Annotated in this window: 16 protein-coding genes; 8 read left to right on the forward strand and 8 right to left on the reverse strand. The window is 67.2% G+C overall.

The window, feature by feature from the left end; translation table 11 throughout:
- Positions 1-29 precede the first annotated feature (29 nt).
- The 3 genes from cydD to HNO81_RS17450 are packed head-to-tail and all read right to left on the reverse strand — an operon-like array spanning position 30 to position 6,153.
- The gene (gene cydD / locus HNO81_RS17440) at positions 30-3,458 is read right to left on the reverse strand and encodes a thiol reductant ABC exporter subunit CydD (RefSeq protein WP_175319368.1); all 3,429 of its coding nucleotides are present in this window, start codon (positions 3,456-3,458) and stop codon (positions 30-32) included.
- A 1-nt stretch (position 3,459) separates the two neighbouring features.
- Entirely contained in the window at positions 3,460-4,509 is a 1,050-nt protein-coding gene (gene cydB, locus HNO81_RS17445) for a cytochrome d ubiquinol oxidase subunit II (RefSeq protein WP_175319369.1), read from the reverse strand.
- Between the two features lie 39 nt (positions 4,510-4,548).
- Positions 4,549-6,153 carry a cytochrome ubiquinol oxidase subunit I gene (locus HNO81_RS17450; RefSeq protein WP_175319370.1) on the reverse strand — a complete coding sequence of 535 codons (1,605 nt, stop codon included), beginning with the start codon at positions 6,151-6,153 and terminating at the stop codon, positions 4,549-4,551.
- 262 nt (positions 6,154-6,415) lie between these two features.
- Here HNO81_RS17450 and HNO81_RS17455 point away from each other — a divergent pair, with 262 nt between their 5' ends.
- Together HNO81_RS17455 and HNO81_RS17460 are read left to right on the forward strand one after the other, a co-directional pair.
- Entirely contained in the window at positions 6,416-6,799 is a 384-nt protein-coding gene (locus HNO81_RS17455; protein ID WP_175319371.1) for a BlaI/MecI/CopY family transcriptional regulator, read from the forward strand.
- A gap of 6 nt (positions 6,800-6,805) precedes the next feature.
- Complete coding sequence (locus HNO81_RS17460; RefSeq protein ID WP_175319372.1) at positions 6,806-7,798, forward strand: M56 family metallopeptidase; 993 nt, start codon at positions 6,806-6,808, stop codon at positions 7,796-7,798.
- A gap of 78 nt (positions 7,799-7,876) precedes the next feature.
- Here the strand turns inward: HNO81_RS17460 and HNO81_RS17465 are convergent, their stop codons facing one another.
- Positions 7,877-9,985, reverse strand: a complete 2,109-nt coding sequence (locus tag HNO81_RS17465; RefSeq protein WP_175319373.1) for a DNA topoisomerase IV subunit B — start codon at positions 9,983-9,985, stop codon at positions 7,877-7,879.
- A 256-nt stretch (positions 9,986-10,241) separates the two neighbouring features.
- On the opposite strand from HNO81_RS17465, the gene HNO81_RS17470 reads away from it, so the two are divergent.
- Complete coding sequence (locus tag HNO81_RS17470; RefSeq protein WP_013600696.1) at positions 10,242-10,463, forward strand: hypothetical protein; 222 nt, start codon at positions 10,242-10,244, stop codon at positions 10,461-10,463.
- A gap of 244 nt (positions 10,464-10,707) precedes the next feature.
- Here the strand turns inward: HNO81_RS17470 and HNO81_RS17475 are convergent, their stop codons facing one another.
- The 4 genes from HNO81_RS17475 to HNO81_RS17490 form a co-directional block, all read right to left on the reverse strand.
- Positions 10,708-12,018 (reverse strand): RNA polymerase sigma factor, encoded by a 1,311-nt coding sequence (locus tag HNO81_RS17475; RefSeq protein WP_175319374.1) that lies wholly within the window; start codon positions 12,016-12,018, stop codon positions 10,708-10,710.
- 325 nt (positions 12,019-12,343) lie between these two features.
- Entirely contained in the window at positions 12,344-13,669 is a 1,326-nt protein-coding gene (locus tag HNO81_RS17480) for a DUF4192 domain-containing protein (RefSeq protein WP_175319375.1), read from the reverse strand.
- Positions 13,670-13,780: 111 nt separating this feature from the next.
- Positions 13,781-15,127 (reverse strand): MFS transporter, encoded by a 1,347-nt coding sequence (locus tag HNO81_RS17485; protein ID WP_175319376.1) that lies wholly within the window; start codon positions 15,125-15,127, stop codon positions 13,781-13,783.
- Positions 15,128-15,178: 51 nt separating this feature from the next.
- Positions 15,179-16,117, reverse strand: a complete 939-nt coding sequence (locus HNO81_RS17490; RefSeq protein WP_175319377.1) for a PAC2 family protein — start codon at positions 16,115-16,117, stop codon at positions 15,179-15,181.
- Positions 16,118-16,374: 257 nt separating this feature from the next.
- Here HNO81_RS17490 and HNO81_RS17495 point away from each other — a divergent pair, with 257 nt between their 5' ends.
- The 5 genes from HNO81_RS17495 (at position 16,375) to HNO81_RS17515 (ending at position 22,457) form a co-directional block, all read left to right on the forward strand.
- The gene (locus HNO81_RS17495; protein WP_175319378.1) at positions 16,375-17,898 is read left to right on the forward strand and encodes a leucyl aminopeptidase; all 1,524 of its coding nucleotides are present in this window, start codon (positions 16,375-16,377) and stop codon (positions 17,896-17,898) included.
- Positions 17,899-18,152: 254 nt separating this feature from the next.
- Positions 18,153-19,535, forward strand: coding sequence for a dihydrolipoyl dehydrogenase (gene lpdA / locus HNO81_RS17500; RefSeq protein ID WP_175319379.1), 1,383 nt, complete (start codon positions 18,153-18,155; stop codon positions 19,533-19,535).
- A 112-nt stretch (positions 19,536-19,647) separates the two neighbouring features.
- Entirely contained in the window at positions 19,648-21,390 is a 1,743-nt protein-coding gene (gene sucB, locus HNO81_RS17505) for a 2-oxoglutarate dehydrogenase, E2 component, dihydrolipoamide succinyltransferase (protein WP_175319380.1), read from the forward strand.
- A 148-nt stretch (positions 21,391-21,538) separates the two neighbouring features.
- Positions 21,539-21,892, forward strand: coding sequence for a hypothetical protein (locus HNO81_RS17510; RefSeq protein ID WP_175319381.1), 354 nt, complete (start codon positions 21,539-21,541; stop codon positions 21,890-21,892).
- A 136-nt stretch (positions 21,893-22,028) separates the two neighbouring features.
- Positions 22,029-22,457, forward strand: coding sequence for an OsmC family protein (locus HNO81_RS17515; RefSeq protein ID WP_175319382.1), 429 nt, complete (start codon positions 22,029-22,031; stop codon positions 22,455-22,457).
- Positions 22,458-22,509: the final 52 nt, after the last annotated feature.

Raw genomic sequence — 22,509 nt, forward strand, 5'->3', positions numbered from 1 at the left:
GGCACACGGAAGTTGCGGGCAAGCGGGGCTTAACGGACGGCCAGGGTTTCCTGCGGGTATTTGGCGGGTGCGGAAAGCTCCAGCCGGGCATCACCGGCGTGGATGTCGGCCGGGTTGTGCGTCACCAGCACCACGGTGCGGTCCCGCAGTCCAGCGCGCAGGTCCGCGAGCATGGCGGCCGCCGACTCTGCATCCAGGTGGGCCGTGGGCTCATCGAGCAGGATGACTTCCGCCCCGGTCAGCAGGGTCCGTGCCACGGCCAGGCGTTGGCGCTCGCCGCCGCTGAGGAAGGCACCGCCGGGGCCAATGCGGGTGTCCAGGCCTGCCGGCAGCCGTCCCACCAGGGCGGACAGTCCGACGGCGGCCAGGACCGCCTCCAGCTCACGGTCCGCATCGACTGGCAGGCCTTCCGCGGCCGGCCGCCCCAGCAGCAGGTTTCCCCTGATGGTCGAATCGAACAGGTGGGCTTCCTGGGGGCACCAGGCCGCCCGGCCGGTGACCAGGGCCTGGCCGTTTGACGGGGGCAGGAAACCCAGCAGCACCGAGAGCAGCGTGGATTTGCCGGAACCGGACGGACCCGTAACCGCCAGCCAACGCCCCGGAACTGCCACCGCATCCAGGCCGGAGAAGACCGGAGAACCGCCCGGCCATGCCGCGGCAAGCGCCACCAGCTCGACGCCGGGGGCGTTCCCGGCCCTGGCGGACACTGATGCCAGCCCTGCCTGGGGTTCGCCGCCGTCCAGGGCGCCGGACTCCCCCACCCGGCGCAGGACGGAACGCAGCGCGGGATACTGGCGCACCGCCGTCGTCATCGCAGCGTAGGGTTCCACCAGCGCAAGGAGCAGGAGGACCACGACGGCCGCCGCCGCCGGTGCCACCTGGGCTGATAGCACCGCTGGCCCGGCAAGCCATGCGGCTGCCAGTGCGGCTGTGCCGCAGGCTGCAGTGGCAACGGCGTGCCCCAGCCCGTCGGCCCAGGCGGAGCGCTGGGAAGCGCGCGTGGCGTCCCGGTCCTCGGCCAGCAGGGCGTCGAGCACCCGCGGCGCCACACCGTTTGCGTGCAGTTCGGCACGGGCATCAAGGGCAGCGGTCACGCGGCGCAGGACCCCGGAGCGCAGGGACTGTTCAGCAGCGGCTGATTTGCGGTCGCCCCACAGGGCGGCCGCGGGTGCCAGCAGCAGGCCGGCAATGGATGCGCCCGCCACGGCGGGAAGGGCGGCCGGCACCAGGACACCGGTGGCGGCCACGGCCAGGACGGACACGGCAAGCGCCGTGACGGGCGGCAGCACCACGCGCGGCAGCAGGTCGCGGACCGTGTCGACGTCGTCAATCACCGTTCCCAGCACGTTGCCGCCCTGCAGGAGCCGCCGCAGCGACAAAGCCCTGCGGCTCAAAGACTCCCAGAGCCGCCCCCGGAGCCGGGTGAGGGCGGCGAACACGGCATCGTGCAGCAGCAGCCGCTCCCAGTAGCGGAACACGGCCCGTCCGATGCCGAAGAACCGGACGCCGACGATGGCCGTCAGGAGGTAGAGGATGGGCGGTTGTTCACTGGCGCGGATGATGAGCCAGCCGGAGAGGCCGGACAGGGCGACGGCGAAGAGGGCCGCCAGGGTGCCCACGAGGGCTGCGGCCGCGAACCTGCCCCGCACCGGTGCCAGAAGAGCGGCCAGAAGGCGGACAGCGCCGGGGGTGGCCCGTTCCGGGGCGACTGCTGCCGGACCCTCCGCAGCGGAGTCCTCTGCGGGCTTCCCAGCGGAGGGGTCCCCAGCGGCGGGTTCCCCGCCGGATGCGGCGGGCAGCGGGGCCGGCAGGATCCCGGCAACGGCGCTGTCCTGCCGGGATGCAGCGGTGGTCCGGCCCTCCGGAGCCACCGGTACCAGCACGTCCGCCAGCTCCCTGGTGCGCTGGTTGTGGGCTACCAGGATCACGGTGACCTGGCCACGGAGCCGGCGGATGGCGTCCTCCACCACGGCTGCTGACGCGTCATCGAGGTGGGCGGTGGGTTCATCGAGCAGCAGGAGGGTTGCGCCGGCGTCTATCCGGGCGAGGCCACGGGCAAGGGCCACGCGCCGCAGCTCCCCCGGGCTCAGCTCGGCCTGGTGCTTTGCTGCCAGGTGCCCGGCTCCGGCGCGTTCCAGGCAGCGGCGCGCGGCGTCCTCTGCCGTAAACCTGTCCGGGCCGTGGGCGGAGTCCGGCGAGAGATACAGCAGCACCTCATCCAGGACGGTTCCGGCCACCATGACGGGGTGCTGCGGCACCCAGGCCACCGCGCGCCGGTCTAGGCCGCTGATGGCTCCGGCAATGGTCGTGGCCCCGCCGTGGCCGATAATTCCGGCCAGGACACCCAGGACGGTGCTTTTACCGGCGCCGCTGGGACCGTCCAGCGCGGTGATCCTGTCCTGCGGCGCGGTGAAGCTGAGGGGCCCGACGGCGGTTCCGGACCGGCCCGCGTAGGTCACGGTGAGTCCGTCGACCGTCAGCGGTGCGCCGGGCCGTCCGGCCTTGGTGGCAGGCAGGGGCGTTGCCTCGGGGGCTTCGGTCACGGCGGCGGTTTCCGCGAGCGCCACCCTGCCGTCATCGCTGGCGTGGTGGGCGGTGCCGAGTTCCCGCAGCGGAAGGTAGCAGTCCGGGGCCAGGAGGAGTGCCAGCAGGCCGGCTTCGAGCGGCATGCCCCCATGGACCAACCGGACGCCGATGAAGACGGCCACCACCGCCACGGAGATGGTGGCGATGAGTTCCAGGGCCAGTGCGGAGAGGAAGGCGGTGCGCAGGGTGCCCATGGTGCGTGAACGGTATTCCTCCGAGATCTCCTCGAGGGCGTTCCGCTGGTCGCTGGCACGTCCCAGTCCCACCAGGACCGGCAGGCCCTTGGCAAGTTCCAGCATGTGGGCCGACAGCCGCGACAGGGTGGCCTGGGCTTCCCGCACGCTGTCCTCGGTGTAGCGGCCGATCAGCACCATGAACACCGGGATCAGCGGAACTGTCAGCACGATGACCAGCGCACTGACCCAATCCGCGAAGAGGATCCGGGCTCCCAGCAGCAGCGGGATGGCGGCGCAGTTGACCAGTGCGGGAAGGAACTGGGTGTAGTAGCTGTCCAGGGCGTCCAGGCCGCGGGTGGCAAGGACCGCCAGGCCGCCGTCGCCCGGGCCGGTTCCGCGCACTCCGGTGCGCAGGGAACGTTCCAGCAGCTCAGCCCGCAGCTCTTCCTTAACGCCCAGGGCCGCGCGGCGCGCTGCGACGGCCTGCGCCCACACGGTGAGGGACCGGAGGACGACGCCGGCGAGTCCGGCGGTCAGTTGGCTCCCCCAGGCCGGGTTTCCGGCCACGAGGCCGGCCAGGACGGAGGCCACCGCCTGGCCGATCAGGAGCAGGGACAGCGCTTTGAGGGCGGCGAGCAGTCCCAGCCAGTATAGGGCGGAGCGGGTTGCCGGACCGGTAGGGAAAGTGGGCCGCACGTCAGCCCTTGGTGGTGAAGGCCTTGGCGGCGATGGCCGGGAGGAAGCTGTGGGCTTCCGGGATGTGCGCGGCGCTGACGCGGCGGCGGAAGACCCAGTACGTCCAGGCCTGGTAGGCGATGACCAGGGGAAGCCCAAAGGCCGCCACGATGCTCATCAGTCCCAGGGTGTAGTCGGAGGAGGAGGCGTTGGAGATGGTGAGGTCAAAGGCGCTGTCCAGGGTGGAGGGCAGCACCACGGGGAACACGGCGCCGAAGATGGAGGCGGTCCCCAGCACCAGGAAAGCCCCCAGTGCCAGGAAGGCCCTGCCTTCGGAACCCCGGCGGGCCAGCAGCCATGCAGTGATGGCGGCGCCAACGGCCAGGACGACGGCGGCCCAGGTCCAGGGCTTGCCGTCCATGAACTGGATGGCGAGGGCCCATGCCGCGATGGGCAGGAGCAGGGCCGGCAGGAGCCGTACGAACCATTGGCGTGCGCGGTGCCGGACCTCCCCGTCGGTCTTCAGGGCCAGGAACGCCAGCGCGTGCAGGAGCGAGAACCCCACGACTGCCGCGCCGCCCAGGAGGGCGTATCCGCTGAACCAGGCCATGGGCCCGCCCTCACGGTCGCCGTTGGCGTTCAACGGCAGCCCGGTGGTGGTGAGGGCCAGCGCCGCTCCCACGCCGAAGGCGGCGAAAAGGGAGCCCAGTGCGATGGCCCAGTCCCACCGGTTCCGCCAGCTGTCGGTGTCCACCTTCCCGCGGTACTCGAAGGCCACGGCGCGGAAGATCAGTGCCAGCAGGACCACCAGCAACGGCAGGTAGAGCGCGGAGAACAGGGATGCGTACCAGAGTGGGAAGGCGGCGAAGGTGGCCCCGCCGGCGGTCAGCAGCCACACCTCGTTGCCGTCCCAGACGGGTCCGATGGTGTTCAGCAGGACGCGCCGTTCAGTGTTGTTGCGCGCGAAGAGCTTCATCAGCATGCCGACGCCCAGGTCAAAGCCCTCCAGGAAGAGGTATCCGGTCCACAGCACTGCGATGGCGATGAACCAAATGGTGGGAAGCAGTTCCATTGTGTGTTTCCTCTGCTCAGTCTTTGGAGCCGGTGCGGCCTAGTAGGCGAAGGCCAGGACGTCGTCGGCGGGCTTGGTGCCTCCGTCGCCGCCGGGGCGGGGTGTTTCATCTTCGTTTTCGTCCGCGGGTGCATGGGCGAGTTCCGGCATGGCTGAGACCACCCCGCCGCGGATGTACTTGACCAGCAGCTTCACTTCCACCACCAGCAGGACGGCGTACACGGCGGTCAGGGCCACCAGCGAAGTGATCAGCTCCCCTGCGGAGACACCGGGTGATACGGCGGCTGCGGTGAACATGAAGACCTGGTCGATTCCGCTGGGATCCGGGTTGGGTGCCACCACGAACGGCTGCCGGCCCATCTCGGTGAAGATCCAGCCGGCGGCGTTGGCGCCGAAGGGTGCAAGGATGCCAAACACTGCCAGGCGCATCAGCCACCGGGATTCCGGCACCGTCCCCTTGCGGGTGATCCAGAGTGCCACCAGTGCTGCCAGCGCGGCGAGGCCACCAAAGCCGATCATCATCCGGAAGCCCCAGTAGGTGACTTCCATGACGGGGACGTACTGGATTTCCTGGCCTGCACGGTCCCCGTAGATCGGGTTGTCAGGCAGGGTGGTCCCGTACTTCTCCTTGTACTCGGGCAGCAGGCTGTTGACGCCCTTCACCTCGGTGGTGAAATCGCCCTTGGCCAGGAAGGAGAGGATGCCGGGAACTTCGATCACTGCCACCACGTCGTCGCAGTTCTTCGATCCCACGTTGCCCACGCTGAGGACCGAGAAGCCGGTGCCGTCGTGGCACGCGGCCTCCGCCGCAGCCATCTTCATGGGCTGCTGCTGGAACATGAGCTTGCCCTGCAGGTCGCCGGTCACGGCGGTGCCGGCAAAGGAGATCATGGCCACCACGGCGCCGATGCGCAGCGAGCGGATCCATACGTTGTAGTCGGTACGGTCACGTCCCGGGATGCGGGCGTCTTCACCGGGGACCACCCGGCCGTCGGCACCCACGGCGTCAACGCCGTCGTGCCGCCGGCGCCACAGGTGGTACCACGCGATGCCCAGCAGGAATCCGCCGGCCACGGCCAGGGCGCCGAACAGGGTGTGCGGGACGGCCACCAGCGCGGTGTTGTTGGTGAAGACCGCCCACGCGTCGGTCATGACCGGCCGGCCGTTGATCATCTCCACGCCCACCGGGTGCTGCATCCAGCTGTTGGCCACGATGATGAAGTAGGCGGACAGCGCCGATCCAATGACGGCAACCCACAGGCAGGCCAGGTGGATGGCCGGTTTGAGCTGTTTCCAGCCAAAGATCCACAGGCCAAGGAAGGTGGACTCGACGAAGAAGGCGAGCAGGGCCTCCAGGGCCAGGGGTGCGCCGAAGACGTCACCGACGAACCGGCTGTACTCGCTCCAGGCCATGCCGAACTGGAACTCCTGCACAATGCCGGTGGCCACGCCCATGATGAAGTTGATCAGGAAGAGTTTTCCCCAGAACTTCGTCATGCGCAGGTACTCGGGCTTGCCGGTGCGGTACCAGGCCGTCTGGATCACGGCGACCACCAGGCCCAGGCCGATCGTCAGCGGCACCATCATGAAGTGGTAGACCGTGGTGATGCCGAATTGCCAGCGTGCGATTTCCAAGGCGTCCATGGCAGTCCCTACTGTTAGCCGATGCAGTTTTCTACGCTTCGTAGAACTGTAACTTCTACAAAGTGTAGAACATGGTCGGTGGACGACGAAAACCATTCGCCCTCCCCTAGGATCGCCCACCTGGCCGCGGCGCGCCAGATGTTCTACCCGATGTAGAAGGATCTGCTGTTTCGGGGTAAATTTAGTTGTGTAGTTGAACAACCGTGTGGCGTCACCGGGCGACTCGAAGCGCACGGTGCGGGGAAATAAAGGAAAAAGTGACATGGCTAGTCTTGGTGAACTGGAACGGGCAGTGATGGACCTGCTCTGGGCGGGCCAGGAAGCGGCTACGGCCAATACCCTGCGGGACCAGCTGGCGCGTACGTCGGCAGCGCAGGGCGGAACAGGCCACGAGGGCAAGGAACTGGCCGTCACCACGGTACTTACCGTACTTTCCCGCCTGGAGAAGAAGGGCCTGGTTGAGCGCGAACGGGGAACCCGTCCGCACCGGTACCAGGCTGTGTCCAGCCGCGCAGACCACACCGCCGAACTTATGCATGAGGTCCTTGGGTCCGCCCCGGACCGCGAGGCCGTCCTGGCCCGCTTCATCGGTTCCGTCTCCGAAGGTGAAGCCGAGACGCTGCGCAAACTGCTGGGCCACCTCTAGCCCACCATGTTCTGGGCCTCATACCTGCTGGCGGTCCTTGCAATAATGTTGGCCTGGCCGGTGCCGATCCTCCTGTCGCGGGCGCAGTGGCCGGCCAGGTCGCCATTCACGGCCATGCTGCTGTGGCAGGCGATCGCGCTCGCAGGCGGACTTTCCATGATCGGCGCCATGCTGGTCTACGGCCTGGAACCCGTTGGCGACAACCTCATTGCCGGGCTGCGGGCCCTGGCCGGCATGGTACTGTTCAACGCGCCCACCACAGCACTGGGGTTCTGGCACATCTTCGCGCTGTCCGCGGCCGCCCTGCTCACGGCCCACCTGGTGTTCACGCTGCTGCTGACGTACTACAAGATCCAGCGGCAGCGGCACCGGCACCGCGAACTGCTCGCCCTCCTGGCCTCGCCGTCCGGCCAGGGCTCCGGAACACTCGTCATCAGCCACGACTCGCCCGTGGCGTATTGCCTCCCCGGCGGCGCACGCTCGGTGACCGTCCTGTCCGACGGACTGATGGCTGCCCTGGAACCGGCCGAACTGCGTGCCGTCCTGATCCATGAGAACGCCCACCTGAGCCAGCGCCACCACCTGCTGCTCTGGGCCTTCGCGGCCTGGCGGCAGGCCCTGCCCTGGCTTCCCACCACCCGGCTCGCCCAGGAGTCGGTGAATTCACTGATCGAGATGCTGGCCGACGACGTCGCCCTGCAGACCGAGAGCAAAGCGACACTGATCAAAGCCATCGCCATCGTGGCCAGCGGTTCCGGGACGGACGCCGGGGCAGGTGGCGTGCGGCCGTCCTCGCCCACCCTGGCCCTGTCCGGCCTCGAGTCGGCATCGGGCGGGCCGGGATCGGACGCCGTCCGTACCGCAGCCTCCCGGGTGAGCCGCCTCCTGACGCCCCAGCCGCCGCTTCCGGCCGCCGTCCGCAGCGCGGTCATGGCCGGCAGCGTCCTGCTGCTCGCACTGCCCACCGCTCTGCTGGTGGTTCCGGGCCTGCTCGGCTGACCTGCCGCCGTCGCGCCCTGTGTCCGTTGTTGGACCGCCGGAACGTCAATCCCGGGCGGTCCCGCACGTCCGGGCCTGTCAGGCGTCGATGCGTTCCCGGTCCAGGCTGGACGCGCCGGCGATAATGAAGTCCTTGCGGGGCGAAACGTCCGAGCCCATCAGGAGGTCGAAGATCTCTTCTGCCTGCTGCGCGTTTTCGATGCGTACCTTGCGGAGGGTGCGGTGCCGGGGATCCATGGTGGTCTCGGCCAGCTGCTCGGCGTCCATCTCCCCCAGGCCCTTGTAGCGCTGGATCGGTTCCTTGTACCGCTTGCCCTCCTTGGCCAGCCGGGCCAGGAGCACGTGCAGTTCGGCCTCGGAGTAGGTGTAGATCATCTCGTTGGCCTTTTGGCCGGCGTTAATGACCTCCACCCGGTGCAGCGGCGGAACCGCGGCAAAGACCCGTCCCTCGTCGATCATGGGCCGCATGTAGCGGAAGAACAGGGTCAGCAGCAGCGTCCTGATGTGGGCGCCGTCCACGTCGGCGTCCGTCATGAGGATCACCTTGCCGTAGCGGGCGGCATTGATGTCGAAGCTGCGGCCGGACCCTGCACCCACCACCTGGATCAGGGCCGCACACTCGGCGTTCGACAGCATGTCCCCCACCGAGGCCTTCTGGACGTTGAGGATCTTGCCGCGGATGGGCAGCAGGGCCTGGAAGTCCGAGGAGCGGGCCAGCTTGGCCGTGCCCAGCGCGGAGTCACCTTCCACGATGAACAGCTCTGAACGTTCGACGTCGTCCGTCCGGCAGTCGGCCAGCTTGGTGGGCATCGAGGACGTTTCCAGGGCGTTTTTGCGCCGTTGGGTTTCCTTGTGGACCCGGGCCGAGATGCGGGACTTCATCTCGTTGACGATCTTTTCCAGCAACAGGGCCGACTGGGCCTTGTCGTTGCGGTTGCTGGAGGACAGCTTGGCGGAGATCTCGCGCTCCACCACCTTGGCGACGATGGCCCGGACGGCGCTGGTACCCAGGATTTCCTTGGTCTGGCCCTCGAACTGCGGTTCGGCGAGCCGGACGGTCAGCACGGCGGTCAGGCCGGCAAAGATGTCGTCCTTTTCGATCTTGTCGTTGCCGGCCTTGAGCTTGCGGGCGTTGGCCTCCACGGCTTTGCGGAAAGTCTTGATCAGGGCTTGTTCGAACCCCGACTGGTGGGTACCGCCCTTGGGGGTGGCGATGATGTTCACGAAGCTGCGCACCGCGCTGTCGTAGCCGATCCCCCAGCGGAGCGCCACGTCCACTTCGCAGTCGCGTTCCACCTCGGCCAGCTGGCTGTGGCCCCGTTCATCGATGACCGGGACGGTCTCCTTGAATTTCCCGGCGCCGTGCAGGCGCCAGACGTCGGTTACGGCCGGATCTGCAGCAAGGAACTCAACGAACTCGGAAATGCCGCCATCGTGGTGGAACACCTCTTCGTGTGGTCCTGCTTCGCCGGGGGTTCCGGGAACCCTGCGTTCGTCCCGCACGGTGAGCTTGAGGCCGGGGACCAGGAACGAGGTCTGGCGTGCACGGGCAACCAGTTCGTCATAGGAAAACTTTGCATCGGGGGTGAAGATCTGCCGGTCAGCCCAGTAGCGGATCCTGGTGCCGGTGACACCGCGCTTGGCCTTGCCCACCACGTCCAGGACGGAGTCGTTGACGAACGGCGTGAACGGCGCTGCCGGGTCCTGGCGGGAACCGGCGTCCTTGAAGCGTCCGGGTTCACCGCGACGGAAGGACATCCGGTATGTCTTGCCGCCCCGGTCCACCTCGACGTCCAGCCTCGAGGACAGTGCGTTGACCACCGAGGCGCCCACGCCGTGCAGGCCGCCGGACGCCGTATAGGAGCCGCCGCCGAACTTTCCGCCGGCGTGGAGCTTGGTGAACACCACTTCGACGCCGGTAAGCCCGGTCTTGGGTTCCTTGTCGATGGGGATACCGCGGCCGTCGTCGTGGATTTCCACGGAGTTGTCTGCGTGGAGGATGATGCGGATATCGTGGCCGAACCCGGCCAGGGCCTCGTCCACGGAGTTGTCGATGATTTCCCAGAGGCAATGCATGAGGCCGCGCGAGTCGGTTGAACCGATGTACATGCCCGGGCGTTTGCGGACAGCTTCCAGGCCTTCCAGGACGGAAAGGTGGCGGGCGGTGTACTCAGAGCTTGGTGCCACTGGTGATGAACTCCTTCAGGGACGAGGACGCGGCGCTGGGACCGCATCTTCCAGAGTAGTCGGCGACGGCGGCCACAGCCGCCTGCCACACGCGCCGGCCGGTGTGCGGCACGCCACGGGCCCTGGTGACGGGCGGAACTGGACAGTTCTTGACCGAACCTTGCGGATACGCGCACAGCGAACTTGCCCCATCCTTGCGATGGTTTGGATACGAATGCTGGTTATATAGATGTACTGATCTACTAAGGAGGCCGATATGACAACAGCAGTGGCAGACCGCACGCTTAATGCACTTGACCGGTGCGACCGTTGCGGAGCTCAGGCATATGTCCGGGTTGTACTCGAGTCCTCCGGCGGTGAGCTGCTGTTCTGCGGCCACCACGCCCGTGCAGTCGAGGCAACGCTCAAGCCGTTGAGCTCCGACTGGCACGACGAGACGGGAAAGCTTCACGAGAAAGCTGCCGTCGAGATCGACTAGATGAGGCATCGGTAACAACGAACCCTGCGGGACCCTTCCACACGGAAGGGTCCCGCAGGCGTTTAAGCGCATGCTCCAGGCCCACGCATCTGGCGTAACTGCAACGTCCGGAGCCTCCCAGGCCGGCAGCAGTGCCCGCAGCCGGAACCGCTGCCGGAAGACTGCCGGCGGCCAGACATGGAAAGGGGCCGCCGCGGACCACCTTCCGGTGGGTCCGTGACGGCCCCTGGCCATTGCTGACGGTTTAGTCGAGGTAGTCCCGCAGCACCTGCGACCTGGAGGGGTGGCGGAGCTTGGACATGGTCTTCGATTCGATCTGGCGGATCCGCTCGCGGGTCACGCCGTAGACCTTTCCGATTTCGTCTAAAGTCTTCGGCTGGCCGTCGGTGAGGCCGAACCGCATGGCGACGACGCCTGCTTCGCGCTCGGAGAGCGTGTCCAGGACTGAGTGCAGCTGTTCCTGGAGGAGCGTGAAGCTCACGGCGTCAGCCGGAACCACGGCCTCGGAGTCCTCGATGAGGTCGCCGAACTCGGAATCGCCGTCCTCGCCCAGGGGGGTGTGCAGCGAGATGGGTTCGCGGCCGTACTTCTGGACTTCGACGACCTTTTCAGGGGTCATGTCCAGCTCCAGTGCCAATTCCTCGGGCGTGGGTTCGCGGCCCAGGTCCTGCAGCATCTGGCGCTGGACGCGTGCCAGCTTGTTGATGACCTCCACCATGTGTACCGGGATACGGATGGTGCGGGCCTGGTCGGCCATGGCGCGGGTGATGGCCTGGCGGATCCACCAGGTGGCGTAGGTGGAGAACTTGAAGCCCTTGGTGTAGTCGAACTTCTCCACAGCGCGGATCAGGCCCAGGTTGCCTTCCTGGATGAGGTCCAGGAAGAGCATGCCGCGGCCGGTGTAGCGCTTGGCCAGCGAGACCACCAGGCGCAGGTTGGCCTCCAGCAGGTGGTTCTTGGCGCGCTTGCCGTCATGGATGATGAACTCAAGTTCCCGCTTGTACTTCGGGTCCATGGAGCCGTCGTCGGCGGCGATCTTTTCCTCGGCAAACAGCCCGGCTTCGATCCGCAGCGCAAGGTCCACTTCCTGCTCCGCGTTGAGCAGTGCCACCTTGCCGATCTGCTTCAGGTAATCCTTGACGGGGTCGGCCGTGGCGCCTGCGGACATGACCTGCTGCACAGGGGCGTCATCGTCGTCTGCGTCGGAGTAGACGAAGCCCTTGCCGCTGCCGGCAGCACCCTTGACGGGTTCAGCGTCAGCGTCCTCAACGGCTTCGGCACCTTCGAGGACGATGTCGTCAAGGTCTTCCTCGACCTCTTCGACCTCGTCCGGGTCGTCACCGGCGGACTTTCCAGCGGCCGCTGCTGCAGCCTTGGCACCGGGTTTGGGCCCACGCTTCTTGGGCTCGCGCTTGCCGTCCGCTGCAGCCTCGCCGGCCGAAGCCTTGTTGGCAGCCCTCGTAGCTGCCCGCTTGGCATTGGTCGCAGCCTGCTCCTCCTCAGGGGACAAGACGTCCTGGGCGGCGGAATCCTTCTTCGTGGAAGACGGGGTCACAGAAAACCTTTCTAGCGGTGGTCTGTGGAATCGCCATACGGGCAACACCACTATGACCCTGTCAAGTCCGTGATGAAAACCACGCGCCACCACGGCCGGCAGAGTCACTTAAGACAACTCCCGGGGCGGCTGCAATGTTCCCTTGCGGGGACGCTTACAGGCACTCGGTACACGGACCCAACCGGGTCTCGACATCCATTGTCTCACGTTTTGCCCGGATCCGGCCTCCCCCGCCGCTCCCGGGCTCCTCCGACCCTGCACGGCCCACCACAGCCGGGGGTGCCCGCCCGGCCTCCCCCGCGCCTGCATCCACGGACAGGATGCCCTACCCGCCGGCCTCCCCACCGCAACCTTCCGCCCGGAATTTTTGCCAGGCTGCGTTCTTCCGCACCGCCCACCCGCAGAGCGTTCCCGCACCCACGAGGTCCAGCAGAAGTTCGGCGAGCCGGTAGCCAGGCTCGAGTTCCAGGGCCCGGCCCAGATAGGCCGCCGCATACGATCCGCGCCCGCGGCACCAGGACACCCAACCCTGAAGGGTCAGCGCCGCAGCTGCCGCCCGGCCGCCGGTCACGGCGAGTCGCCCCAGGACCCGGTCCAGCGCGTCCAGGCCTTCCCAATCGGGAACTTCGGGAGCTGCGCCCATCAGGACCTCGCCGTAGCCGGCAATCCGGGCTCCGGATGCGCCACCGGTTCCGGCCACCAGGCGCACCTGCCGCCGGCGTTCCCCGGCCGTCCCCTCCGGATCAACCGGCATCCCGGGCCTTCGCCGCCGGCCGCCGGGCGGGTTTGCCGGCGGTGGAGGCTGCAGCGGCACCACCGGGGCTTCGCCGCCGCCCACGCCCGTGGCCCGGAGAAGTCCGAAGTGGTCGGCTCCGGCCTCGGCAACGTTCCTGCCGGCGGCTGCCATGACCAGCAGGGCGTCGCGCCAGGTGGGACAAAGCAGCGTGGCACGGAGGAAGGCGTCGCGGTCCACGTCGGGGACCCAGGGTTCTGAAGCGTGCCGTGCCAGCACATGTTCCCAGAAGTCCAGCACGGCATTGAACTGCGCCCTGCATCCGGTGCGCCCGGCAAGCGCTTCCTCCCAGCCGGCCTGCGCGTCAAGGACGGCGGCAAGATGCAGGGCGGGGACCGCCGTCGCCGGTCCGAATGCCGCCGTGGGGGCCGGGCCAACACTGCTGCCCCGGTACACCATCTCCGTGCTGAGCATGCTGTCCCTGATCTGCTGGACGGGCCGGCCCGGACGCGGGCAGCACACCGGATCGGCGCACGTTGCGTCCCGCCAGTATTCATCGCCCACGAACCACGCGTCGCGGACGGGCATACCGCCCTGGGCCAATGCTGATGAGACCGCGGAGACCAGATGCTCGTAGGCAGAGGGCGGAGCCAGGTCGGCATCGGTGGTGAACACCGCGAGGAGCGAGCCGTCAGCGTTGGCGTCCGACTCCAGGTAGCGGCGGACGATGCCGGCAAACACGTGGGGGTTGGCCGTGCTGTCCCGTGCCGGCAGGTCGAGCCGAAGCGTAGCCCCAAGCCGTGTGCCGTGCAGCGTCATGGCCACCAGGCTGGATGCGGGCCAGTACCCCAGCGAGTGTGGAATGAAGCCGAGAATGTCTTCCGGTCCGCGGACTGTCAATCGATCTGAAGCTGTCATGGCTCCAGCTTTCGTCCGGAAGCGTCCGTGCAGAAGGGGAGCCACCGCGTAAGTGGAAAAGTCCGCCGGCGGAGCGCCGGGACCGCCGCGGCGGCGGCTGTGCAGGAGGAGTCAGTCGTCGGTGGGCGTGGTCTGGCGGCGCCGCGCCAGGCTTTCCCGGCGCTGGCGGGCCAGGGCGCTGCGCAACGGCGGCACCACGATTCCCTGGTCGGCCATCTGCCGGCGCACCTTCCGCCGCGAGGCCACGATGGCGGCCGCGCCAAGGGCCAGGAGCAGGAACTGGACGCTCAGCGCCAGCCGGAAGGGCTCCAGCCCGTACAGTACCCCCTGGGAGAACCCGGAAGCGTAGAGGACGTCGAGTACCAGTCCGATCAGGAATATGGAGACCAGTGCGGCGATGAAGCCGCCGACGTTGACAATGCCGGTGGCAGTGCCAATCCCGTGTGCCGGGTTGAAGGTCCGGGCGAAGTCAAAGCCAATCATCGACCCGGGACCGCCGACCGCCAGCACCACCACCAGGCCTGCCAGGAGCCACAGCGGAGCACGGCCGGGCAGAAGCAGCACGGCAGCCCAGGCCGCGGCCGTACCGGCTGCGATCAGCAGCACCATGGTGGAACGCCGCAACGGGTGCCGCGATACGAAGCGCCCAATGAAGGGGCCTACCGCCATCGCGGCGGCAACGTAAAGCGCCATCAGGGCGGCAACGGTGCCGGCGTCCAGGCCCTGGCCGGAAATAAGGAACGGGTAGCCCCAGGTCATGGCGAACACGGTGCCGGAAAACTGGATGGTGAAGTGGCTCCACATGCCCAGGCGGGTGCCGGGCTGGCGCCAGGCGCGCGACAGCGACGCTCCGGTGGCCCTCAGCCCCTGCCGGGCGTGCTGCCGTTCCGTTCCCGGCGGAGCGTCCTGCAACAGCAGGATGACCAGCACGACGGCGAGCGCGGACATCCCCGCAAGCATCAGGAACGCGGGCGTCCATCCCGCGAGGTGCAGGACCAGCGCAAAGGGCAGGACACTGAAGAGCTGTCCCAGCTGCCCGGACATTCCCGTGAGCTGGGTGACCAGGGGTACGCGGGCGGGGGCGAACCAGAGGGGGATCAGCCGGATGACCGAGATGAACGTCATGGCGTCGCCGGCGCCCACCAGGACCCGCCCCAGTACTCCCCCGGGAATACTGTCGGCAAAGGCAAGCTGCAGCTGCCCGAGTCCCATGAGGACCGCACCGCCGGCGATCATGGCCCGCGACCCGAATCTGTCCACCAGCAGGCCCACGGGAATCTGCAGTCCTGCGTAGACCAGCAGCTGCAGGACAGTGAAGAAGGAAATGGCGGAGGCGCTGGCGTGGAACCGCTCCGTCGCTTCCAGTCCCACCACGCCGAAGGAGGTGCGCTGCGCCACGGCCACCAGGTACCCGAAAATTCCAATGGTCCAGATAAGCCAGGCGCGGGGTGCAGTCACTACTTCATTATGCCCGGCGTACGCACGCACCCCGGAAGCTGTGACGCCGGGCTACTGTCCCGGGTTCTCCCTGGCCAGGTATGCCTCCACCGCCGCGCCGAGATCGTCGGCGTCGGGAAGTTCGTCGTTCTCGTTGGCCAGCAGCGACCGGCGCACCATGCCGTCCGCTTTCTCGTCGTAGCGGGTTTCGAGCCGGGACACTACCTGCTGGACTTCCTCGGAGGCTTCGATCTGCTCGGCGATCTGCCGGCTGACCTCGCGGCCGGATTCGCGGAGCCGGTCAGTGGGCAGCATCAGGGAGGTGGCGGCGCCCAGGTATTCCAGGCCGGCGACGGCGGCTGTTGGGTACTCTGCTTCGGCCAGATAGTGCGGGACGTGGATGACGTACCCGGCAACGTTGCGTCCGGCCTCAACGAGGCGCAGCTCCAGGATGTGGCCCACAGCGGCGGGAACCTCAACGGTGGGCTTCCATACCGAGATGCCTTCGATCAGCTCCGGCCGGTTTCCGTGCACCGTCACACCCACGGGCCGGGTGTGCGGCACCGGCATCGGGATGGAGTGGATCCAGGTGACCAGGTTGACGTCCAGCTTCTCCACGATGTTCACCACGGCGCGGGCGAACCGTTCCCATTGCAGGTCCGGTTCGAAGCCCGCCAGGAGGAGGAATGGCTTTCCCAGCCCGTCCACCAACCGGTACAGCGCCAGGCGGGGCTCCTGGTAGTCCTGGATGTGGTCTTCGACGAAACTCAAGTGCGGCCGCCGGGATCTGTAGTCGATCAGCTGGTCGGCGTCGAAGACGGCAACCGGCTGGGCGTCAAGGGAGTCCAGCAGCTCGGAGTTGATCTGCTTCACCACGTGGCCGGCGTCGGCGAACCCGGTGAAACCCATGACCATGTTCAGTCCCTGTAGTTCGGGGCTGTGGAACAGCTCGATGTTGCTGGCATAGAGCGCGTCGGGGTCCAGCAGGGAGCCGGAAATCCGTTCAAGCACGGCATGTTCCTTTCAGGGGTTCGGGTGGACATCATTCATAACGCCGCAGGGGCAGCGGGCATTCCGACGGCGGGTGTGGCGCACATCTCAGGAAATTCTCCTGCGGCGCCAGGGAAGGGCTACGATCGGAACTGGCCTGCCAGGCGGGCTTGCACCCACCCCGGGACCGTCCGGAACGGCCCTATCCGGGGTCATCATGGCAGAGCGCCCAACATGCACCCCTGCCCGAACATTTCGAGAATTGAGGACTCATCCCTGTGGTCAAGAATACTGAAGTCAACCTTAGTACCGTCTCCCGGGACCTGAAGAGGAGCCCCAGCGACGCAGTGGTCATCGGGGTGGGGCAGGGAACCGATGGCCCGGTCCTCCTGGAGAACCCGCTGACGGCGAAATCCGCGGAGGCACTGGCAGACTCGCTCAAGGCACTCGGCGTGACCGGCGCGGCTGACCAGCTGGTCCGCCTGCCGGGGCTGCCCGAGACGGGTGCAGGCATCCTGGTCCTCGCCGGCGTGGGCAAAGTTCCCGCGCAAGGAACGCTCACGGAGGAATCACTCCGCCGGGCGGCCGGGTCCGCAGTCCGGCAGCTGGCAGGCCTGGCCACGGTCACCCTCGCATTCCCCACCGCCACCACCCAGGACGTCACGGCCGTTGCCGAGGGTGCCGCGATGGGCGCCTACGCCTTCACCGAGTTCCGTTCGTCCACTGAAGGCCTGAAGGACCCTGTCCGCAACGCCGTGATCTTCACCGACCTTGCAGGCAGCGCGGAGCTGGACGCGGCCCTCAAGCGTGCCGGCCTGGTGGCCAAGGCCGTCAACCACACCCGCTCCCTGGTGAATACACCCCCGAGCCACCTGTACCCGGAATCATTCGCGGAGGCTGCAAAGGAGCTGGCCAAGGGCCTGCCCGTTAAGGTGACCGTCTGGGACGAGAAGCGCCTTGAAAAGGAAGGTTTCGGCGGCATCATGGGCGTGGGCAAGGGCTCCACGCGCCAGCCCCGCCTGGTCAAGGTGGAGTACTCCCCCGCCAAAGCCACCGCCAAAATCGCTCTCGTCGGCAAGGGCATCACTTTCGACACCGGCGGGATCTCGCTCAAGCCGGCCCTGAACATGGGCGACATGAAGAGCGACATGGCCGGTGCCGCCGTCGTTCTTAACACCGTCCTGGCCCTCGCCGGGCTGGGCCTGCCGGTAAAGGCCACCGCCTGGCTCTGCATTGCCGAAAACATGCCCGGCGGGGGCGCCTCACGCCCCGCGGACGTCCTGACCATGTTCGGCGGCAAGACAGTGGAAGTGCTCAACACCGACGCCGAAGGCCGCCTGGTCATGGCGGACGGCATCGTCGCCGCCAGCCGCGAATACCCTGACGCCATCATCGACGTCGCCACCCTGACCGGAGCGCAGCTGATTGCCCTCGGCAACCGCACCGCGGGTGTCATGGGCTCGGACAGCGTCACGGGCGCGCTCAAGGCAGCTGCCGACCGCGCCGGCGAACTGGTCTGGCCCATGCCCCTGCCCGAGGAACTGCGCCCCACCCTGGACTCCCAGGTGGCGGATCTTGCAAACATCGGCGAACGGCATGGCGGGATGATGACCGCAGCTGTGTTCCTGCGCGAGTTCGTGGGTAAGGACAAGGCGGGCGAACAGATCCCCTGGGCGCACATCGACATCGCAGGGCCGTCCTTTAATAACGGCAGCCCTTACGGCTACACGCACAAGCAGGGCACCGGATGCACGGTCCGCACCCTGGTTGCCTACGTGGAAGACATCCTCGCGGCCGCCTGAGAACGGCCGCAGCCCCGGTGCCACGCGGCCCTGCGGCGCAGGTGATCCCTGTGCCACAGAGCCGCGTGACACTGGACACAAGCGCTCCACAAACGCAGCGCCAAGGTGGAGCATGGATAGGTGGTTCGCTAAGGTGAACCACGGTAGTCACAAATGCAAGAGAGTTGCCCTGCTGACATAATCACGGCAGTGCAAGTTCCAAGACCAGATGATGCGCGCTGACCGCGTCATCGTTCACGCGAGGGAGCGTTTTAGTGGCCGATCAGGCAACTGCGCAAGAATTCGACATCCTGGTACTCGGTGGCGGCAGCGGCGGATACGCTGCAGCCCTGCGTGCGGTACAGCTCGGCCTCACCGTCGGCCTCGTGGAGAAGGGCAAGCTGGGCGGCACCTGCCTCCACAACGGCTGCATCCCCACCAAGGCTTTGCTGCACTCAGCAGAGCTGGCCGACCACGCCCGTGACTCCGCCAAGTACGGCGTGAACGTCACCCTCGACGGCATCGACATCAACGCTGTCAACGCGTACAAGGACGGCATCATCGCCGGCAAGTACAAGGGTCTGCAGGGCCTCATCAAGTCCAAGGGCATCACCGTCATCGAAGGTGAAGGCAAGCTCCAGGGCACCGACACCGTCGTCGTGAACGGCACCGCCTACAAGGGCAAGAACATCGTCCTGGCCACGGGCTCCTACTCGCGCACCCTTCCGGGCCTGGAAATCGGCGGCAAGGTCATCACCTCCGACCAGGCCCTCACCATGGACTACATCCCCAAGAGCGCCATCATCCTGGGCGGCGGCGTCATCGGCGTCGAATTCGCCTCGGTCTGGAAGTCGTTCGGCGTGGACGTCACCATCGTCGAAGGCCTGCCCTCCCTGGTTCCCAACGAGGACACCACCATCGTGAAGAACTTCGAGCGCGCCTTCAAGAAGCGCGGCATCAAGTTCTCCACCGGCATCTTCTTCCAGGGCGTGGAGCAGAACGACGACGGCGTCAAGGTCACCCTGGTGGACGGCAAGACGTTCGAAGCCGACCTGCTGCTGGTGGCCGTGGGCCGTGGCCCCGTCACCGCCAACCTCGGCTACGAGGAAGCGGGCATCACCATCGACCGCGGCTTCGTCATCACCAACGAGCGCCTCCACACCGGCGTCGGCAACGTCTACGCCGTCGGCGACATCGTCCCCGGCGTGCAGCTGGCCCACCGCGGCTACCAGCAGGGCATCTTCGTGGCCGAGGAAATCGCCGGCCTGAAGCCCGTTGTGGTCGAAGACATCAACATCCCCAAGGTCACCTACTCCGAGCCCGAAATCGCCACCGTCGGCTACACCGAGAAGGCTGCCAAGGAAAAGTTCGGCGAAGACCAGGTCCAGACCCAGGAATACAACCTCGCCGGCAACGGCAAGAGCTCCATCCTGGGCACCTCCGGCCTGGTCAAGCTTGTCCGCCAGAAGGACGGCCCCGTCGTCGGCGTCCACATGATCGGCGCCCGCATGGGCGAGCAGGTGGGCGAGGCCCAGCTGATCGTGAACTGGGAAGCCTACCCGGAGGACGTGGCGCAGCTGCTGCACGCCCACCCCACCCAGAACGAAGCCCTCGGCGAAGCGCACCTGGCGCTGGCCGGCAAAGCGTTGCACGGCTAGTTCCCCAGAGTTACCAGGCCTGGTGCACCCGGTCACGCAGACCGGGTGCACTAGGCTTCCATCAAGGCAGCAATCATTCGCACTAAAGATCAATAAGGAGAACGGGGACGACATGTCTGAATCCGTTAACTTGCCCGCCCTCGGTGAGAGTGTCACCGAAGGAACCGTCACCCGCTGGCTCAAGCAGGTGGGTGACCGGGTAGAGGTGGACGAGCCGCTGCTCGAAGTCTCCACCGACAAAGTAGACACTGAAATCCCCTCTCCCGTAGCTGGCGTGATTGAAGAAATCCTGGTCGCTGAAGACGAGACCGCCGAGGTCGGCGCACCGCTGGTGCGCATTGGCGACGGCTCCGGCGGAGGCTCCGCCCCGGCCGAAGAAGCTCCCGCAGCCGCTCCCGCCGAAGAGGCACCCGCAGCAGCGCCCGCACAGGAGGCCCCTGCTGAAGAGGCACCGGCCCAGGAAGCCCCTGCCCAGGAGGCTCCGGCTGCCGGCGGCGAAAGCCACGAAGTGACCCTCCCCGCCCTGGGCGAAAGCGTCACCGAAGGCACCGTCACCCGCTGGCTCAAGGCCGTGGGCGACTCCGTCGACGTCGACGAGCCCCTGTTGGAGGTCTCCACCGACAAGGTTGACACCGAGATCCCCTCCCCGGTTGCCGGCACGCTGCAGGAAATCCGGGTCAACGAGGACGAGACCGCCGAGGTTGGTTCCGTGCTGGCCGTCATCGGCTCCGGCGCCCCCGCTGCCGCTGCTCCTAAGGCTGCACCCGCGGCTCCCCAGCAGGAAGCCCCCAAGCAGGAGGCACTCAAGCAGGAAGCCCCCAAGCAGGAGGCACCGAAGCAGGAAGCCCCCGCTCCGGCAGCAGCTCCGGCCCCCGCCCCGCAGGCTGCCCCGGCAGCCCAGGAAGCCGCACCGGCATCCGGCTCGGAATCCGGTTACGTCACTCCCCTGGTCCGCAAGCTGGCCAACCAGCACGGCGTGGATATCTCCTCGCTGTCCGGCACCGGTGTTGGCGGCCGCATCCGCAAGCAGGATGTCATTGCCGCCGCTGAAGCCAAGGCAGCTCCCGCAGCAGCCCCGGCCGCTGCACCTGCTGCTTCCGCTCCGGCCGCGTCCGGCGCAGCCGCCTCCTCGCTGCGCGGAACCACCCAGAAGGCTCCCCGCATCCGCCAGGTCATCGCCCGCCGCATGCGCGAGTCCCTCGAGGTCTCCACCCAGCTCACCCAGGTCCACGAAGTGGACATGACCAAGGTTGCCAAGCTGCGCGCCCGTGCCAAGAACTCGTTCCAGGCCCAGAACGGCGTCAAGCTGACCTTCCTGCCCTTCATCGCCAAGGCCGTGGCCGAGGCCCTCAAGCAGCACCCGAAGCTGAACGCTGCGTACGACGAAGACAAGCAGGAAATCACGTACCACAACGCCGAGCACCTGGCGATCGCCGTCGACACCGACAAGGGCCTGCTGGTTCCGGTCATCGCCGACGCCGGCAACCTGAACCTCGCCGGCCTGGCAGGCAAGATTGCCGATGTTGCTTCCCGTACCCGTGACGGCAAGATCGGTCCGGACGAACTGTCCGGCGGCACCTTCAGCATCACCAACATCGGTTCAGTCGGCGCCCTGTTCGACACCCCGATCATCAACCAGCCGCAGGTGGGAATCCTGGGCACCGGCGCCATCGTCAAGCGCGCCGTGGTGGTTGCTGACGAGAACGGTGACGACTCGATCGCTATCCGGTCCATGATGTACCTCTCCCTGACGTACGACCACCGCCTGGTGGACGGCGCTGACGCGGGCCGGTTCCTCCAGACCCTGAAGGCACGCCTCGAAGAAGGCGCGTTCGAAGCGGACCTGGGACTGTAACAGCCAGCCACGAACGACGGCGGCGGGCACCAGCGGTGGGATAACCACCGGGCGGTGCGCGCCGCCGTCGCGGCTTAACGGGCCGCCGTCAGCAGAGGGCAGCGTGGTTTTGCTACAAGCCGTAGAAATGACTGGCTAAGCTGTAGCCATGACTATCCTTTTTAATATCCTGGTTTTCCTGCATGTGGTGGGCGCAGCCATGATCGTGGGCTACTGGATCGCCACGATGCGGACGCCCACTGTGCACCCGCGCCAGCGTGACGGCGCGTTCCTGCAGCTCCTCACCGGCATCGCCATGATGGGCATCCTTCCGTTCCTGCCGGACAAGGACCCCAACTACGCCAAGCTGGGCATCAAGTTCGTCATCGCCATCGTGGTTGCCGTCCTGGCCATTATCGGATCCCGCAAGGTCAAGAAGGGTGAGCCCGTCTCCACCGGCCTCGCCCACGGCGTCGGCGGCCTGGCCCTGGTCAACATCGCCATCGCCACCATCTGGCAGTAACCCCGGGCCCGGGCTGCCGGTCATAATCCTCTGAGAGCGGATTATCCGTGCATGCCAGGGGCTTGATCCCTAGGATGGGGAACGGTGGGCCCGGCCAAGGCGCCGGACCCGGACCGAATCGACGTTGAGGAGAGACATGGCTACAACACGCAACGCCCACACCGTATGGACCGGAAGCCTGACCGAGGGCTCGGGCAACACCACCCTGGACAGCTCCGGCCTGGGCACGTTTGATGTCACCTGGAAAGCCCGCACCGAAGCTGCCGGCGGAAAGACGAGCCCTGAAGAGCTGATCGCGGCCGCGCACTCGGCATGCTTCTCCATGGCGTTCAGCCACGAGCTCAGCCAGGCCGGCTTCACTCCCGAGGAGGTCAACACGAAGTCAGAGGTCGGTTTCCAGCCGGGCACGGGCATCACTGGCAGCCACCTGACCCTCAATGCCCGCATCCCGGGCATCTCCGAGGAAGACTTCCAGCGCATTGCCGAAGCCGCCAAGAAGGGCTGCCCGGTTTCCCAGGCTTTGGCCGGCATCGAGATCACCCTCGACGCCACGCTGCAGTCCTAGGTCCCGCAGCACCGCGTAAAGCAAAGGCCCTGCCCTTCCGGATTCCCGGAAA

Origin of the sequence: Pseudarthrobacter sp. C4D7, from assembly GCF_013359725.1 — a bacterium.
Lineage (GTDB): Bacteria > Actinomycetota > Actinomycetes > Actinomycetales > Micrococcaceae > Arthrobacter.